This is a genomic window from Chitinophaga sp. 22620, from assembly GCF_052044405.1.
GTDB lineage: Bacteria > Bacteroidota > Bacteroidia > Chitinophagales > Chitinophagaceae > Chitinophaga.
Map to the genome: position 1 here is coordinate 1,906,063 of NZ_JBQEMV010000001.1, position 15,363 is coordinate 1,921,425.

14 protein-coding genes are annotated in these 15,363 nt (G+C 54.3%); 10 read left to right on the forward strand and 4 right to left on the reverse strand.

Annotated elements, in window-relative coordinates; genetic code table 11:
• Positions 1 to 4: 4 nt before the first annotated feature.
• The 3 genes from ACTJIK_RS07780 to guaA all read right to left on the reverse strand — a co-directional run bounded on the left by ACTJIK_RS07780 (position 5) and on the right by guaA (position 4,073).
• Positions 5 to 1,018: a ligase-associated DNA damage response exonuclease gene (locus tag ACTJIK_RS07780; RefSeq protein ID WP_440645795.1), complete on the reverse strand. Its 1,014-nt coding sequence runs from the start codon at positions 1,016 to 1,018 to the stop codon at positions 5 to 7.
• An 81-nt stretch (positions 1,019 to 1,099) separates the two neighbouring features.
• Entirely contained in the window at positions 1,100 to 2,371 is a 1,272-nt protein-coding gene (locus ACTJIK_RS07785; protein WP_440645796.1) for an ABC transporter substrate-binding protein, read from the reverse strand.
• A 163-nt stretch (positions 2,372 to 2,534) separates the two neighbouring features.
• Complete coding sequence (guaA, locus tag ACTJIK_RS07790; RefSeq protein WP_440645797.1) at positions 2,535 to 4,073, reverse strand: glutamine-hydrolyzing GMP synthase; 1,539 nt, start codon at positions 4,071 to 4,073, stop codon at positions 2,535 to 2,537.
• Between the two features lie 134 nt (positions 4,074 to 4,207).
• On the opposite strand from guaA, the gene ACTJIK_RS07795 reads away from it, so the two are divergent.
• The 10 genes from ACTJIK_RS07795 (at position 4,208) to ACTJIK_RS07840 (ending at position 13,419) form a co-directional block, all read left to right on the forward strand.
• A complete protein-coding gene (locus ACTJIK_RS07795) occupies positions 4,208 to 4,924 on the forward strand; it encodes a head GIN domain-containing protein (protein WP_440645798.1) in 717 nt (238 codons plus the stop codon).
• A gap of 57 nt (positions 4,925 to 4,981) precedes the next feature.
• On the forward strand, positions 4,982 to 5,908 hold the full coding sequence (locus ACTJIK_RS07800) for a hypothetical protein (protein ID WP_440645799.1): 927 nt from the start codon (positions 4,982 to 4,984) through the stop codon (positions 5,906 to 5,908).
• 186 nt (positions 5,909 to 6,094) lie between these two features.
• Entirely contained in the window at positions 6,095 to 7,231 is a 1,137-nt protein-coding gene (locus ACTJIK_RS07805) for a beta-ketoacyl-ACP synthase III (RefSeq protein ID WP_440645800.1), read from the forward strand.
• A gap of 103 nt (positions 7,232 to 7,334) precedes the next feature.
• Positions 7,335 to 7,757: a hypothetical protein gene (locus ACTJIK_RS07810; protein ID WP_440645801.1), complete on the forward strand. Its 423-nt coding sequence runs from the start codon at positions 7,335 to 7,337 to the stop codon at positions 7,755 to 7,757.
• Between the two features lie 9 nt (positions 7,758 to 7,766).
• Positions 7,767 to 8,765, forward strand: coding sequence for a BtrH N-terminal domain-containing protein (locus ACTJIK_RS07815; protein ID WP_440645802.1), 999 nt, complete (start codon positions 7,767 to 7,769; stop codon positions 8,763 to 8,765).
• A gap of 9 nt (positions 8,766 to 8,774) precedes the next feature.
• Entirely contained in the window at positions 8,775 to 9,521 is a 747-nt protein-coding gene (locus tag ACTJIK_RS07820) for an ABC transporter ATP-binding protein (protein ID WP_440645803.1), read from the forward strand.
• Between the two features lie 23 nt (positions 9,522 to 9,544).
• A complete protein-coding gene (locus ACTJIK_RS07825) occupies positions 9,545 to 10,840 on the forward strand; it encodes an ABC transporter permease (RefSeq protein ID WP_440645804.1) in 1,296 nt (431 codons plus the stop codon).
• An 82-nt stretch (positions 10,841 to 10,922) separates the two neighbouring features.
• Positions 10,923 to 11,180: a phosphopantetheine-binding protein gene (locus ACTJIK_RS07830; RefSeq protein ID WP_346315975.1), complete on the forward strand. Its 258-nt coding sequence runs from the start codon at positions 10,923 to 10,925 to the stop codon at positions 11,178 to 11,180.
• A gap of 15 nt (positions 11,181 to 11,195) precedes the next feature.
• A complete protein-coding gene (locus tag ACTJIK_RS07835) occupies positions 11,196 to 12,410 on the forward strand; it encodes a beta-ketoacyl-[acyl-carrier-protein] synthase family protein (protein ID WP_440645805.1) in 1,215 nt (404 codons plus the stop codon).
• Positions 12,400 to 13,419: a beta-ketoacyl synthase chain length factor gene (locus ACTJIK_RS07840; protein ID WP_440645806.1), complete on the forward strand. Its 1,020-nt coding sequence runs from the start codon at positions 12,400 to 12,402 to the stop codon at positions 13,417 to 13,419. The genes ACTJIK_RS07835 and ACTJIK_RS07840 overlap by 11 nt, the downstream gene beginning before the upstream one ends.
• Positions 13,420 to 13,461: 42 nt before the next feature.
• Here ACTJIK_RS07840 and ACTJIK_RS07845 read toward each other — a convergent pair whose 3' ends face one another.
• Positions 13,462 to 15,195, reverse strand: coding sequence for a M14 family metallopeptidase (locus ACTJIK_RS07845; RefSeq protein ID WP_440645807.1), 1,734 nt, complete (start codon positions 15,193 to 15,195; stop codon positions 13,462 to 13,464).
• Between the last annotated feature and the right edge of the window lie 168 nt (positions 15,196 to 15,363).

Below are 15,363 nucleotides of genomic sequence, written 5' to 3' on the forward strand. Positions count from 1 at the left end.
CTTTTTACGCCGGAGTTTGTACGGCCGTTTCTTCTTCGCCGCCAAACGCGGTTTTCACTTCTTCGGCCTGTATGCCATTTTCCTGCAGGTAACGTGCCAGCACGCTGCTGAACCCATGTGTGGCGAATACTTTTTCCGCCCCGGTTTGCCGGATGCTGTCCAGCAAACCCTGCCAGTCCGCATGGTCGGATATCGCGAAACCTGCATCTGCGTTCATTCTCCTGGCATTGCCGCGTACCTGCATCCAGCCGCTGCACACGCCGAGGGAATAAGGGGCGAAACGCCGCATCCAGGTACTGTCTGCCGTGGATGGCGGCGCTATGATGATGCTGTTCTTGAACCGTTCTTTCGGCGTTTCCTGGGTGATCAGCTCCACCGGCGGCAGGTTCCAGCCAGCGTTCCGCAATGTTTCATGGGCGTTGTAAATGGCGCCGTGCACAAGGAAATGCCTGCCGGTATGCTGCAAATTATACATTAACCGTTGTGCCTTGCCCAGGCTGTATCCCAGCAAAATGCTGTTCTTCCCCGACTGCTCGTTTGCCTTCACCCAATCTTCCATATCGCTGAAGAGGGCAGACTGTGGCCGCCAGTGATAGATCGGCAGGCCGAACGTGCTTTCGGTAATAAAAACATGGCAGGGTACGGGCTCAAACTGGCCGGAAATGCCGTCGTTCTCGGTTTTGTAGTCGCCGCTGGCCACCCAGGTCTGCCCGCCCACGGTCACCTTCACCTGCGCGGAGCCGATCATGTGGCCCGCTGGATGGAAGGATATGGTTGCCCCGTTCATTTGCAGGGTTTCGTTCCAGCCCATTCCCTGCACGGCAATGTCCTGCCCCAAACGCAGATGCAGCAGGGGGACGGAATCTTTCGTACAGAGATATTTCCGGTTCTCAGGCCGCGCATGATCCGCATGGGCATGGGTGATCACCGCACGGTTCACGGGTTTCCAGGGATCTATATAAAAATCCCCGGCGGGGCAGTAAATACCGCTGTCTGTAAATGTGAGTACGGGTTGCATGTATAACCTAATTTAAGACAAAAAGGGGACGGCCGTTGCCGGCGATCCCCTTTCCTGCAGCTGTATGCACAGCATTTATAATTATAATGCGGTATTCATCCTGAAATCGGCGCTATCGCCCTTCTGGATGATATAAATATTTTTATTCTCGAAATAATCGGGTACGGATTCTCCTTCTTTCAGGTACACCGGCTGGAAATTGAAAGCGGTGAACACGCGGTTGGCGGGCTTGTTCACGTCTTTGTTGAAATACAGGCCGTCCTGGTGAAGCAGGTTCACGAAATACCAGGTAAGCTCGAATCCTTTGAACGCCATGTCCGAGGGGCGGGCTTTGTACACTTTCCTGAACTGGTCGTTCACGTATTTGCTGTAGATATCCGTTTTGTCGTTGTAGTAAGGCGAAGAATAATACATGGTGATGCCGCTGAACTCAGGCTCTTTGAACTTCATCGCGTCCCAGGTGGGCATGCCGAACACCTGCATGGGGTAGGTGCCTTTTTGCGGGGCCAGTTTCCGCAGAATACTTTTGGCGCCCACCTCATCCAGCGCGGTGATGATGATAAGATTGGGCCGGTCCGTGAGCAGCAGCTGGCTCAGCTCGCCTTCGGTGGTAGCGTCGCTCCATACCAGTTCGCGCAGGCGGGCTTTTTTGTCGTAGTCCATTTTCTCGTACGCCGCTTTAATATTGCCGGCAATGCCTGCTTCGAAGTTGGTGTTCCTGCGAAGGATGATGATGTTCTTATTGGCGAATCCTCTCTGCGCATAGTCGTGCATGGCTTCCACGTGGGCGCGGAGGGTGCTGTTGGCGATGAGCAGGAAAGGATTTTCGGTAACGCCGCCGTCGTTGGGATAGGTGGCGGACACGAAGTTGATCTCTTTTTGTTTGGCGAAGTCGCTGAGCAGCTTGAATTCAGGGGTGCCTACGGCGCCGATGATCAGGTCTGCATTATCCAGCTGGCGGGTGCGCAGCACGGTCGCCACATCATTTGTGCGGCCTTTGTTGTCGAACACCTGCACCGTAAGCTGGAGGCCGCGGCCCTGCAATGAATCCAGGGCCAGCTGTACGCCTTCGTAAAACTCGAGACCGGGCAGCACGTAGCGAGGCATGGTTCTCCCGGGAATTTCGAGCGAGGCGGCAAAAACGGAATCCAGGTACAACGGGGCGAAAACGGCTACATGGTAGCTGTTGCGCTTTACTTCCTTCGCGAAGGCCGGTACGTTGAAGGGAGCGGCCTTTGCTTCGGGTTCCTTTGTTTCCGGTTGTTTTTCAACAGGTTTAGGCTTGCTCAGCTCAGGGGGAGGACCGTCCGTTTTCGTGGCTGCGGGCCGGAAAATGCTACAGGCTTGCATCATCAACATGACGGATATGGTCAGGGCAAGACTGCTAAATGTTCTCGATCGGTTCATATGGTGCCAAAATTGCAAAAATCATTCCACAGGAAAAAGAAATTACGAACTACGGATGAAAAAAATAACTCATCCATAGTTCGTAATCACTGTTTTATGCGGTATTAAATTATTCCCATTCAATGGTAGCCGGCGGTTTGGAGCTGATGTCGTACACCACGCGGTTGATACCTTTTACTTTATTGATGATATCGTTCGAAACTTTTGCCAGGAACTCGTAGGGGAGATGGGCCCAATCTGCCGTCATACCGTCCGTGGAAGTTACGGCGCGGAGGGCAACGGTGAACTCGTAGGTCCTTTCATCGCCCATTACGCCCACGCTCTGCACGGGCAGCAGGATGGTGCCGGCCTGCCAAACCTGGTTGTAGAGGCCTGATTCTTTCAGGCTTTCTATATAAATGGCGTCCGCCTCCTGGAGCATGGCCACTTTTTCAGGGGTGATCTCGCCGAGCACGCGGATGGCCAGGCCGGGGCCCGGGAAGGGGTGGCGGGCCAGGAAGATGTCGCTGATGCCGATCTCTTTACCCACACGGCGCACCTCGTCCTTGAACAGGAAGCGGAGCGGCTCCACCAGGCCCATCTTCATCTTTTCAGGCAGGCCGCCCACGTTGTGGTGGCTCTTGATGGTGGCGGAGGGGCCGTTTACGGATACGGACTCGATCACGTCAGGGTAAATGGTGCCCTGGCCGAGGAAGTGGATATCTTTCAGCTCGGCGGATTCCTGCTGGAATACCTCGATAAAGAGGCGGCCGATGATCTTGCGTTTTTCTTCGGGGTCTTTTACGCCATTGAGCTCTCCGTAGAAAAGGTCTTTGGCATTTACGCCTTTTACGTTGAGCCCCATATGTTTATAGGAGTCGAGCACGGTTTCGAACTCGTCTTTGCGCAGCAATCCATTGTCCACGAACACGCAATAAAGATTGCTGCCGATGGCTTTATGGATCAGCTCTGCGGCCACGGTAGAATCCACGCCGCCGCTGAGGGCCATTACGACCTTCTTGTTGCCCACCTGCTCTTTGATGCGGGTTACGGTTTCCTGTACGAATGCAGCGGGGGTCCATTCCTGGCTGATGCCACAGATATGAACGAGGAAGTTGCGGAGGATCTGTTTGCCTTCCAGGGAATGCGTTACTTCCGCGTGGAACTGGATGGCGAACAGCGGGTTCTTGGCGAGGGTATGGCTTTTGAAAGCCGCTACCGGGATATTTTCAGTATGTGCAATGGGTATGAAGGACTCAGGGAGGCGGGTAATGGTGTCCGCATGGCTCATCCACACCTGGCTCTTGAGGGAAATGTCATAAAAGAGGGGCTCTTCCTTGTCGCTGTGCTCCATAAAAGCACGGCCGTATTCGCGGTGGGCGCTCTTGGCCACTTCTCCGCCGAACACTTTGGCCATCAGCTGCGCGCCATAGCATACGCCCAGAACGGGCACCTTGTCTGCCATGGCCTTAATGTCCACTACGGGGGCCAGGGGATCGTTCACGGAAAACGGAGAACCGGAGAGGATGATACCTTTAATGCTGTCTTCCCATTGGATGGGTTTGGTACATGGCTGTATTTCACAATAAACGTTCAGTTCCCTTATGCAGCGTGCGATCAGCTGGGTGTACTGGGAACCGAAATCGAGGATCAATATCTTTTCTGTCATGGTGGTGCAAAGATAAAGGAATTTCGGACTTTGGTTTTTGCTTTCGGCAAGATATCGCGCAAATTGGCGGCGGCGCAAGGTTTGCAGAATTCTTTGTATTTTCCGCCCCGAATCTTACCCAAATTGACCTAATTATGAAAACGCAATTGAAATACCTCTTATCCCTCATTTTGTTCGTTCCCTTCCTGTCCGCCTGCGACGGCGTGAGCGGAAGCGGCAACGTGATCAAGGAAACCCGCGAAGTCGGGCCTTTCCGGGCGCTGGAAGTGTCCGGCTCTATGGACGTATACGTTTCACAGGGCAGCAGCACTACCGTTACCCTTGAGGGGGAAGACAATATACTGCCGGAAATCGAACTGGTCACCGAAGGCGACAAGCTGGAGATCCGCTTCAAAAGGAATATGAACATCCGCACCCACCGCGACGTGAAAGTGTACCTGTCTGCCAAAACCCTGGAAGGCGTGGAACTTTCCGGCTCGGGCGATGTGGAGCTGAGCGGCATATTCAATTCTTCCAACCCCGTGCATATCGGCCTTGCCGGCAGCGGCGATATCAAAGGCGTGTTCAATGCGCCCGAGATCTCCATAGACCTGGCGGGTTCCGGCGATATTGAACTGAAAGGCGAAACCCGGAATGTGAACATCAGTGTGGCAGGCAGCGGTAACTGCAATGCGGGCGCCCTGCTGGCCGAAACAGCGGAAGTGAACATCGCCGGCAGCGGCAATGTGGACCTGCATGCCAGCCGCGAGCTGAAAACCAATATCATCGGCAGCGGTGACGTTTATTATAAAGGAGAACCATCCATCTCAAGCAGTAAGATCGGCTCCGGTACAGTCAAGAAGAAGGATTAACAAATTCCGGATAATTTGTATGTTTACAGTTTTTATTGGAATATCCGATACCTGTTTATGAGTCAACTACCGAAGATATTAGTAGTGTATTACACGCAAACGGGCCAGCTGAGGAGGATCATTGATCATGTGACGGCGCCGTTGAAAGGCAAGGCGGAGATTACGTTCGAGGAGCTGGTACCGGTTCAGCCGTTCCCATTCCCCTGGTCCAAACAGGAATTTTTTGACGCCATGCCCGAAACCGTGCTGGCGAGGCCGCGCCACATTATGCCGCTGAAGGTGGATCCTGCGGCGGAGTTCGACCTGGTGCTGCTGGCTTACCAGCCCTGGTTCCTGAGCCCCTCGCAGCCCGTCGCCGCCTTCCTGCAAAGCGAGGAAGGCAAGCGCCTGCTGAAAGGCAAGCCGGTAGTGACACTGCTGGGCTGCCGCAATATGTGGATCAACGCCCAGGAAAAAGTAAAACGTTATCTTAAACAGGCGGAAGCCAGGCTGGTAGGGCATATTGCGTTGGCAGACAAACATCCCAACCTCGTGTCGCTCATTACCATCCTGCGCTGGGCTACCAAAGGGAAAAAAGACGCCTTTTTTATCTTCCCGCCGGCAGGCGTGCAGGAAAAAGAGATCACCGAATCCGTGAAGTTCGGGGAGCCGATATTGAAGGCCGCGGAGAACAGGGAATATGACAGCCTCCATACACAATTACTGGGGCTGGACAGCGTTGAAATAAACCCGGGGCTGATCGTACTGGAAATGCGCGGCGTAAAGCCGTTCCGCTTCTGGGCCAACTATATCAGCGAAAAGGGCGGCCCAGGCGACAGCGTGCGGCAGGGCCGCGTGAGCATGTACCGCATGATCCTTTTACTGGCCATACCGGTGCTCTCGCCGTTCACCCTCGTGGCTTCGTGGCTGAAGCTGCTGCTGGGCCGCAAAAAACTGAACAGGGACGTTGCTTATTATAAAGGAATACAGCTCCGTGAAGGATGAACCTGATTCTGCGTAGATTTGTTACGGGAATGAATGTTGACAGCACGTTATTTTACTGCTACCAGCGCGTCTATCTCATTTGATTATCCCTGCAAAATTCTATATTTACGGCCATTTTAAAATTTTGACAAACGACTAACACAAAGTATTGCTTCAACCCAATAAAGGATAAACTATAACTGAATAATGAAAGAAGTATATATTACGAGGCTCTCCAAGTTTTTGCCGAACGGGCCGGTGGGGAATGATGAAATGGAAAGCATCCTCGGAATGGTGGACGGTAAGCCATCCAGGGCCAGAACGATGATCCTGGGTAACAATAAGATCACGACCCGTTACTACGCACTGGATAAAGAAGGAAAATCCACTCACACCAATGCTGAAATGACGGCCGTAGCCGTTGAGAGCCTGTTCGACGACAAGTTTCCCATCAGCCGCATGGAGCTGCTCGCCTGTGGCACTACTTCGCCCGACCAGTTATTGCCTAACCATGCCGCCATGGTGCACGGCATCCTGAAATGCCAGCCCGTGGAGCTGATCGCCGCTACCGGCGCCTGCGCGGCAGGTATGCAGGCATTCAAATACGCTTACATGTCCGTGAAATGCGGCAACACCCGCAACGCGGTAAGCACCGGTTCCGAAAAGTTCTCCGCGTGGATGCTCTCCCGCAAGTTTGAGCCCGAAACCGAAAACCTGAAATCACTCGCGGAAAACCCCATCATCGCATTCGAAAAAGATTTTCTCCGCTGGATGCTGTCCGACGGGGCCAGCGCCGCTTTGTTCGAGGACAAGCCCAACGAGGACGGCCTCAGCCTGCGTGTGGACTGGGTGGAGATCGCTTCCTACGCCAACAACCTGGATACCTGCATGTATGCGGGCGCCGTGAAAAACCCGGATGGCACCACCAAAGGCTGGACGGACATGACGCCCGACGAATGGGGCGCCAACAGCGTATTTTCCTTCAAACAGGATACCCGCCTGCTGGGCAAGAACATCGTACCTTCAGGCGCGCAGATGTGGAAAGACATGGTGGAGAAATACAATATCGACATCAGCAAGCTTACCTACTTCCTCCCGCACCTTTCTTCCGAATACTTCCGTTTCAGGATAGATGAGGAGATCGCCAGGCTGGGCGTGCACATACCCCAGGAGAAATGGTTCACCAACCTCACCCGCGTGGGCAACGTTGGCACCGCTTCCCCTTACTTTATGCTGGAAGAACTGCTGAACCAGGGCCTCCTGAAGAAAGGGGACACGATCGTGATGATGGTGCCCGAAAGCGCAAGGTTTACCTACGCGTACGCGCATATCACGGTGGTGTAAACACCTGGCACATACACATTATTTCCATGCAGCAGAGGCCGTTAAATGCCGGTTCCTGCTGCATTTCAATAATAGGGACCCGTCCCTTCCAAAACTGCAAAACATGAAAAAAGATGAAGTTCCGCAGGATGGAAACAACCTGCATCGCGGTACATTCAAACAGTTGTTCTATGCAGTGGATAACTCCGGCGACTATACGACCGCTTCCAGCGTAGGCTGGGAACCGGAGAACGTGGCGCTGGACCAGGCCTGGGAAGAAGTGGAAAAAAGAGTAGCTGAAACCCGTGCCAGGGTTGAATCAGGCGAGGCCAGCCCCATTGCGTACTACATGGAAAGGACGCTGCTGGACCTTCCGCTGCTGGCCAGCAAGGCCGGCAAATTCGGCTGGCAGGTAAAACGGCATATGAAGCCCGGCGTGTTCAAAAAGCTCAGCGCCGGCATGATAGCGCGTTACGCGGGCATCTTCGGGATACCGGCCGAAACGCTGCAAAAGGGGGAGTTGCTGCCATTCCAGCGGCCCCAATAAATAAAAACAATGACACAATTCAGTCACACACAAACCGCCCACTGCGAAAGCGGCGTTATTTCCAACATGTTCCGCCACTACGGTTTGCAGATCAGCGAGCCGATGGCTTTCGGCATTGGCGCGGGCATATTTTTCGGCCACCTGCCCTTCGTGAAAGTGAACGGCGTGCCCGGAACCACTTACCGCATATGGCCCGGCGCCATCTTTTCCCGTGTGTGCAAACGACTGGGCGTGAAAATGGAATCGCATAAGTTCGGCAGTCCCGACAAAGCCATGCAGGCGCTGGACGAAGTGATCGCCAAAGGCATTCCCGTGGGCATGCAGAGCAGTGTGTACTACCTGCCATACTTTCCCGCATCGTACCGTTTTCACTTCAACGCGCACAACCTCGTGGTATACGGCAAAGAGAACGGCGATTACCTGGTGAGCGATCCCATTATGGACACCGTGACCACCATCGACCATGAAAACCTCGTGCAGGCGCGCTTCGCCAAAGGTTTTCCCGAACCCAAGGGAAAAATGTATTTCCCCGTAAGCGTACCCAAACAGGTCGATTTCAGGGAACCGATCAAAGCAGGCATCAGGCAGGCCTGTTATTATATGCTGAAGATCCCCATGCCGATGTTCGGCGTGAAAGGCATCCGCTTCCTCGCCAAAAGGGTGAAAAATTACCCGGCCAAAGTGGGCGACCGCAGGGCCGGCCTTTACCTCGGCAACATCATCCGCATGCAGGAAGAGATCGGCACGGGCGGGGCGGGCTTCCGTTTTATGTACGCCGCTTTTTTACAGGAAGCAGGCGCATTGCTGAACAACGAGGAACTGAAAGTCATCGGCAAAGAACTCACCGCCGTGGGCGACCTCTGGCGTAACTTCGCGTTTTCAGCCGGGAGGGTTTGCAAGGCAAGGGCCGCAGACAATACCTCTTATGCGGACCTCGGGAATATGCTGATGCACATTGCCGGTGAAGAGGAAAAAGTGTTCCGCCGTTTATCCAAAGTAAAAATCTAGCGCAGGGATATGAACAGCATTGCCGTGAATGATCTGCACAAAACCTATGCAGGCGCGCTTACGCCCAGCCTGGATGGGCTGTCGTTTACCTTCCCGGAAGGTAAGATCGCGGGCTTGCTGGGGCCGAACGGCGCGGGAAAGACCACCACCATTTCCATTCTCTGCGGGCTGGTGAAGGCCGATGCCGGTAAGGTGCAGATATTCAACATCCCGCAGGAAGCGGGGCGGCGGGAGGAGATCAAACGTGTGGTGGGCATTGTGCCGCAGCAGATCGCCCTGTTCCCGCAGCTTACTGCATTGGAGAACCTCGTGTATTTCGGCAACCTGTACGGCTTCAGGGGCAAAGCGCTCAAAGATAAAGTGATGGCGCACCTGGAAGCTTTCGGGCTCGACAAGGCCGCGCATAAAGAAATAGGTAAGTTTTCGGGTGGCATGAAAAGGCGTACCAATATCATTGCCGCCATCCTGCACGAGCCGAAGCTGCTGGTGCTGGACGAGCCTACCGCCGGCGTGGACGTGCAGAGCCGCAGCATGATACTGCAGTTCCTGCGCGAATACAACGCCAAAGGCAACAGCGTGCTGTACACCTCGCACCTGCTGGAAGAAGCGCAGCAGATCTGCGAAGACGTTGCCATTATGGACGAAGGCCGGCTGGTGGTGCAGGGCAGCCCGGCCGAACTGATCAGCGGGCTGGCGGATTGCCGCAACCTCGAAGATGTGTTCCTTCACTATACGGGTCACGCCGTAAGGGATTAAACGTGAAGGATTAAAAAGATGAAATGTTAAGGCTCATTGCAACGATACGAAAGGAATGGTTACTGCTGCGGCGCGACAAAGGCGGCCTGACGCTGCTGTTTGCCATGCCCCTGGTGCTCATCACCGTAATGGCCCTCATACAGGATGCGCCTTTCAAAGATTACCAGGAAGTGAAGTTCGACATACTGACCGTAGACAACGACCAGGGCCGCCTGGGCCGCTACATCCGCGAAGGGCTGGGGGCTAGCGGGCAGTTCAACGTCATCGATTCCATCGGGCAGCAGCCGCTGACCGAAGAAAAAGCGAAAAGTCTTATAGCAGAAGGGGAATACAAGATCAGCATCACCATCCCCAAAGGCGCCACCGCGGAGATCGTGAGCAATGCCAACAAGATCGTCAACGATATTTCCAAACGTATGGGCCTGGCATCACAGTTGCCGGTAAAAGCCGCCGTATCGGATTCGCTCGCCGTGCAGCTTTACTTCGACCCCGCTTCCAAAAAAGCTTTCAAAAGTGCCATACAGCAGGCATTGGATAATTTCCTGACGCAGGTGCAAACGGACCTGCTGCTGGAACGGATACAGATGCAGCTGAAAAGTAAGGACAGCGCCGCCGCGCAGGATTCTTTCCCCGCCATCAAGCTGAAAGCCGTGGCACTGCGGGAAACCGGAGTGGGAGCGGGGAAACAGATAGACGTGATCTCCAATTCCGTGCAGCACAACGTACCGGCATGGAGCATCTTCGCCATGTTCTTCATCGTGATACCGATCGCGGGCAATATGATCCGCGAGCGCGAAGACGGCAGCCTGGTGCGCATGAAGCTGATCCCCGGCAATTACGGCTCCATCCTTTCAGGGAAGCTGCTGTTTTTTGTCGGCATATGTATTGTGCAGTTTTATTTGATGATGCTGGTGGGCATTTACGTGCTGCCCAAGCTGGGCCTGCCAAAGCTCCAGCTGGGAGTGGATCATGCGGCGGGATTGCTGACGGCCGCCAGCATTGGCGTTACGGCCACGGCATACGGTATCCTGATCGGTACCCTGTTCAAAACGCCTAACCAGGCGCTGAACTTCGGCGCTATTTCCATCGTGATCCTGAGCGCCATCGGCGGCATCTGGATACCGCTGGAGATCATGCCTGAAACCATGCAGCGGATCGGCCGCCTTTCCCCGCTGAGCTGGGGGCTGGACGCCATCAACGATATTTACCTGCGCAACGGCAATACCCGGTACGTGCTGCCTGATATAGCCCGGCTGCTGGGATGCGGTGCGGTGATGCTGGCCATTGCCGCCATCGTGGAGCAGCGCAGGATCGGATAGGAATAAACATTTTATAAACAACCTTAAAACAGTTATTTTTACTCCCCTGGAATACGCCTTGGGCGTAAAACCTACAACAATTATGGAAGCGTTAAAATTGAAATTGAAACAGCAGATCATCGAAGCCCTTAACCTGCAGGATACCAAACCGGAGGATATAGACGACAATGCCCCGTTGTTTGGCGAAGGTCTGGGCCTGGACAGCATCGATTCCCTGGAACTGATGGTGCTGCTGGAAAGAAATTACCAGATCAAGGTGGAAGACCCGCGTGAAGGCCGTAAGATCCTTCAGAGCGTACAGACCATGGCTGAATTCATTAAAAGCAAACAAGCGGCGTAAGCGGTAAATAACGGGATGGCTGAACGTGTGTTTATAACCGGGATAGGTATGATCTCCGCCATTGGCAACAATGTGGAGGAGAATTTCCGCAGCCTGCGTGCGCAGCAGAGCGGGCTGGGCTATACCCGGTATATCGATACCATCCATCAGAACATACTGCCGGTAGGTGAAGTGAAGCTGAGCACCGAAGAACTGGCTGAGCTGGCAGGTAAACCCGGCTCCCCCGAATTTACCCGCACCACTTTACTCGGGCTGACGGCCATGCAGGAAGCCCTGCAATCCGCCGGCATAGCCAATCCCCGCGAAATGCCCGCCGCCTTCATCAATGCCTCCACCGTTGGCGGCATGTGCGATACCGAAAAAGTTTATTTCGACATACTGGCCCCCCAGAAGGAGGGCACCTTTCTCAGGTATATCGATACGCTGGATTGTGCGGACTGCACCCAGCGCATAGCCGATGAAACCGGCATCCGCGAATATGTGACCACCATCAGCACCGCCTGTTCCTCTTCCGCCAATGCGCTGATGTACGGCGCAAGGCTCATACAGCAGGGGCTCGTGCAAAGAGCGGTATGCGGCGGCACGGAAGCGCTCACCCGCTTTACCATCAACGGTTTTAATTCCCTTAAGAATACGGATAAACAATTCTGCCGCCCCTTCGACCAGCAGCGCAACGGCCTGAACCTCGGGGAAGGCGCGGCTTACCTGGTGCTGGAGAGCGAATCGCTCGTGCGGGCGCGCAAAGTAAGAGTGCTGGCGGAGCTTACCGGCTGGTGCAATACCAACGAAGCTTTCCACCCCACCGCTCCTTCCCCTGAAGGAGACGGCGCTTACGAAGCCATGCGCAAAGCGCTGGCCATGAGCGGCAGAACCACCGCTGATGTGCAATATGTGAACGTGCATGGAACCGCCACGCTCAACAACGATGCGTCGGAAGGCAGAGCCCTGGAACGGCTGTTTGGCAGTGAAGTGCCGAAATTCAGTTCCACCAAGCCTTTCACCGGCCACACACTGGCGGCGGCGGGCGCTGTTGAAGCGATCTATTCCGTGCTGGCCATCAACCGGCAGATGATATTTCCCAATCTCAATTTCTCAGAAAAAATGGAAGAGCTGAGCATTACACCCGAAACCAAACTGCTGGAAGAGTATCCCGTGCGCAACGTGATCTCCAATTCATTCGGCTTTGGCGGGAACAATGCTTCGCTGGTGTTCAGCAAATATGAAGGGTAAGATCTACATACGGGGTTGTGCCGCCATCTCTCCCCAGGAGAGCTTTTCAGGCGATTTTGCGCCACAGCTGCTCAAACTGGAGGGCAAAAGCATGATGCGTGTGAAAGAACCGGATTACAGCGGGTTCATCCCGCCCAACAGCCTGCGCCGCATGAGCCGTGTGCTGAAAATGGGACTGGTGGCCGCGCTGCAATGCCTGCGCAACAGCAACACTGCCATTCCCGGCGCTATCATCACCGGCACGGGCCGCGGCAGCTTGCAGGACACGGAAAAGTTCCTGCACAACATCCGCGATTACGCCGAAACCGCGCTCAATCCAACCCCCTTTATCCAGTCTACCTACAACTCCGTGAACGGGCTCATCGCTTTGCAGCAGCAATGCACGGAGTACAACAATACCTTCGTTCACCGCGGCTTCTCCTTCGGGCACGCCGTGCTGGACGCTATGATGCTGCTGGCGGAAGGCAATGCCACTGAAGTGCTCGCCGGTGCTTTCGATGAGATCACGGACGAGCATTTTTACATTAAAAGCCGCATCGGTTACTGGAAGAACGAGCTGACGCAACCCGCTGAGCTGTTCGTTTCCAACACTCCCGGTTCCATAGCGGGGGAAGGTTCCGCTTTTTTCCTGTTCAGTTCACAGCCGGCGGATATTTGCCTGGAAGGCATTAAGATGGTGTACAAACCTTCGAAGGAAGAGCTGAGCCATTCGCTTGAAACATTTCTTTCCGCCCATAATATCGCCACCGAGGAAATAGACCTCCTGGTATCGGGCCGCAATGGCGACATCCAGTTCGATCATTTTTATGACGGCGTGGAGCAGCAATTCCCGGATGCAAAGACCTTCTACTTCAAACCTTATTGCGGCGAATACGATACTGCCGGCGCTTTCGGGCTATGGTCCGCTGTGAAGCAGCTGGAGCAGGGGCCGGGGAAGACCGCTTTGTTGTATAACCAGTTCTATGGGGAACAGCATACGTTTATGCTGGTGAGGAAGGTAAATTTTTAATTATATACCGAAGGTTTCCCTAAAGAACAACTTTTTTGTTTCTCACTTCACCACCCTAAACACCGGGTACCTCATAAACCCCGGCTCATTCCAGGGCGAATTGCGGTACACGAAATTCAGCTGCGCGGAGGCGCTTTTGGCGAAGGTGCTGTCTTTGGCGCGTTGTTGCTCCAGCGCCTGTTTCAGCTCTGGATGCGCTTTGAGGTATTCCGCGGCGGTGTCTTCAAACACATAGGTGGAATAACCTTCTTTCTGTCCCAGGATGGCGTCAAAAAAGTTCCAGGCGAAAAATGAATCGCCGCCGGCAGGTTCCAGCGTTTCGATGAGATAGCGGTTGGCCGTTTGGTTCATCGGGATGTAATAATCGCCTTTCAGAAATTGGAGGGTTTGTTTGCTGCTGCTCACTTTTACCCCGTTGTGGAGGTAGTGTTTCTCGTAGGGCCGCTGCGGCGTTTTATAATCTTCGATGCGGTAGGCTTCCACGGTAACGGTCGTGTCCTGCGTAAAGCGGCGCATGGTCACTTTGTTGTTCTTCAGCAGCTCTATCACCGCCCACCAGCCTTGCGGGATGATGTAGGCTTCGGGTTTGGCCACGAAGTCCCCGGGCAGGAAGGTGTTGAATATCCTGATCTGTTTTTCGTAAGGTTTGGAGCGGTCGTAATACAGGCGGGGCAAGCCGGATACTTCACTGGTTTTGTAGCCGGCGGCGTAACCTTTGAAGGTGTAGAATTCGGATCGGGTCATATCCGGGTTCCAGCTGAGCGGGAATTTCTCCTGCGTTTTCACGGAGGCTTTGGTCTGCTCCCGCAGCTGGCGGATCTTCGCGCTATTGTCGCTGGTGAAGCGGATGAAACATTCCATGAGTGCGTAAGTAGCTTCCACGCGCTGTTTGTAGGGCTTTAGCATATGCGTTTCCGGCACGAAGCCGAAGGTATGGAACAGGGTGGTGTAGCCGCTGGAATAACGCGGACCGTCTGCATAGGCCACCCAGCCGCTGTCTGGTGTGCTGCCGTAGTGATTTACATAGGGGAGGAGGTCGTAGCCTTTTTCTTTCATGAGCTTGTACAGCCCCGGCTCGAAGGTGTCGTGAATGAAAGCGCCCATCACTCCGCCCAGTTTGCCGTGCTGGGTGGTGAGCAGGGTCATAATATGCTGGTAATCAGCGCCGTTGCTCACATGGTTATCGATGAACACATCCGGGTCTGTGAGGTGGTAGATCTGCTGGAAGGCGCGGGCGTTGCGGGAATCGGCTTTGATGAAATCACGGTTGAGGTCCAGGTTCTGGGCATTGCCGCGGGAGCCGAACTCTTCGGGACCGTTCTGGTCCACCCGGTAAAAGGCGCTCCTGTTCAGTGAACCGCCGATGTTGTAGAGCGGGATGGCGGCGAGCACGACGTTGGCCGGGAGCTGTTTCTTCCCCTGGAGGATGTCGCGGAAGAGCATCATGGTGGCGTCTACTCCGTCCGGTTCACCGGGATGGATGCCGTTATTGATGAGTATCACACGTTTATCTTTCTTTTTAAGGCTGGCGAAGCTGAAATCTTTATCCTGTGAAAGGATGACGAGGTGGAGGGGATATCCCGCGTCTGTTTGCCCGATTTCCAGCATTTTGAGCTGGGGGAAATGTTTGGTGAGCATTTTCCACCAGGCGATGCATTCCGGGTAAGTAACGGTCTCTTTGGCGCCGGTACGCTCATATTTGGTGGTAAGGTCCTGGGCGGAAAGGGAAAAAGCGGAGCAAAGCAGGAGCAGGATAACTTGGAAAGGCCTCGTCATTTGGTTTAAATTGTTGTAAATCAATGGTATTTTACCAGAATAAGCGGTTCAGGGGATAAATGTAAGCATTTGGGGCTGGCGGCGCAAGCGATGGGGGGAGAACAATACAGTAGCGGCAATGTCAATAACATGATAAAAGCGTTCAAACCATATGGGTCCGGCGGCAGG

Excerpts from the sequence above, each read along its gene's own strand:
- ACTJIK_RS07800 (WP_440645799.1), top strand. The coding sequence starts at position 4,982 with ATGAGTCAACTACCGAAGATATTAGTAGTGTATTACACGCAAACGGGC.
- ACTJIK_RS07805 (WP_440645800.1), top strand. The coding sequence starts at position 6,095 with ATGAAAGAAGTATATATTACGAGGCTCTCCAAGTTTTTGCCGAACGGG.
- guaA (WP_440645797.1), bottom strand. The coding sequence starts at position 4,073 with ATGACAGAAAAGATATTGATCCTCGATTTCGGTTCCCAGTACACCCAG.
- ACTJIK_RS07830 (WP_346315975.1), top strand. The coding sequence starts at position 10,923 with ATGGAAGCGTTAAAATTGAAATTGAAACAGCAGATCATCGAAGCCCTT.
- ACTJIK_RS07810 (WP_440645801.1), top strand. The coding sequence starts at position 7,335 with ATGAAAAAAGATGAAGTTCCGCAGGATGGAAACAACCTGCATCGCGGT.
- ACTJIK_RS07785 (WP_440645796.1), bottom strand. The coding sequence starts at position 2,371 with ATGATGCAAGCCTGTAGCATTTTCCGGCCCGCAGCCACGAAAACGGAC.
- ACTJIK_RS07820 (WP_440645803.1), top strand. The coding sequence starts at position 8,775 with ATGAACAGCATTGCCGTGAATGATCTGCACAAAACCTATGCAGGCGCG.
- ACTJIK_RS07825 (WP_440645804.1), top strand. The coding sequence starts at position 9,545 with ATGTTAAGGCTCATTGCAACGATACGAAAGGAATGGTTACTGCTGCGG.
- ACTJIK_RS07795 (WP_440645798.1), top strand. The coding sequence starts at position 4,208 with ATGAAAACGCAATTGAAATACCTCTTATCCCTCATTTTGTTCGTTCCC.
- ACTJIK_RS07845 (WP_440645807.1), bottom strand. The coding sequence starts at position 15,195 with ATGACGAGGCCTTTCCAAGTTATCCTGCTCCTGCTTTGCTCCGCTTTT.
- ACTJIK_RS07815 (WP_440645802.1), top strand. The coding sequence starts at position 7,767 with ATGACACAATTCAGTCACACACAAACCGCCCACTGCGAAAGCGGCGTT.
- ACTJIK_RS07835 (WP_440645805.1), top strand. The coding sequence starts at position 11,196 with ATGGCTGAACGTGTGTTTATAACCGGGATAGGTATGATCTCCGCCATT.
- ACTJIK_RS07780 (WP_440645795.1), bottom strand. The coding sequence starts at position 1,018 with ATGCAACCCGTACTCACATTTACAGACAGCGGTATTTACTGCCCCGCC.
- ACTJIK_RS07840 (WP_440645806.1), top strand. The coding sequence starts at position 12,400 with ATGAAGGGTAAGATCTACATACGGGGTTGTGCCGCCATCTCTCCCCAG.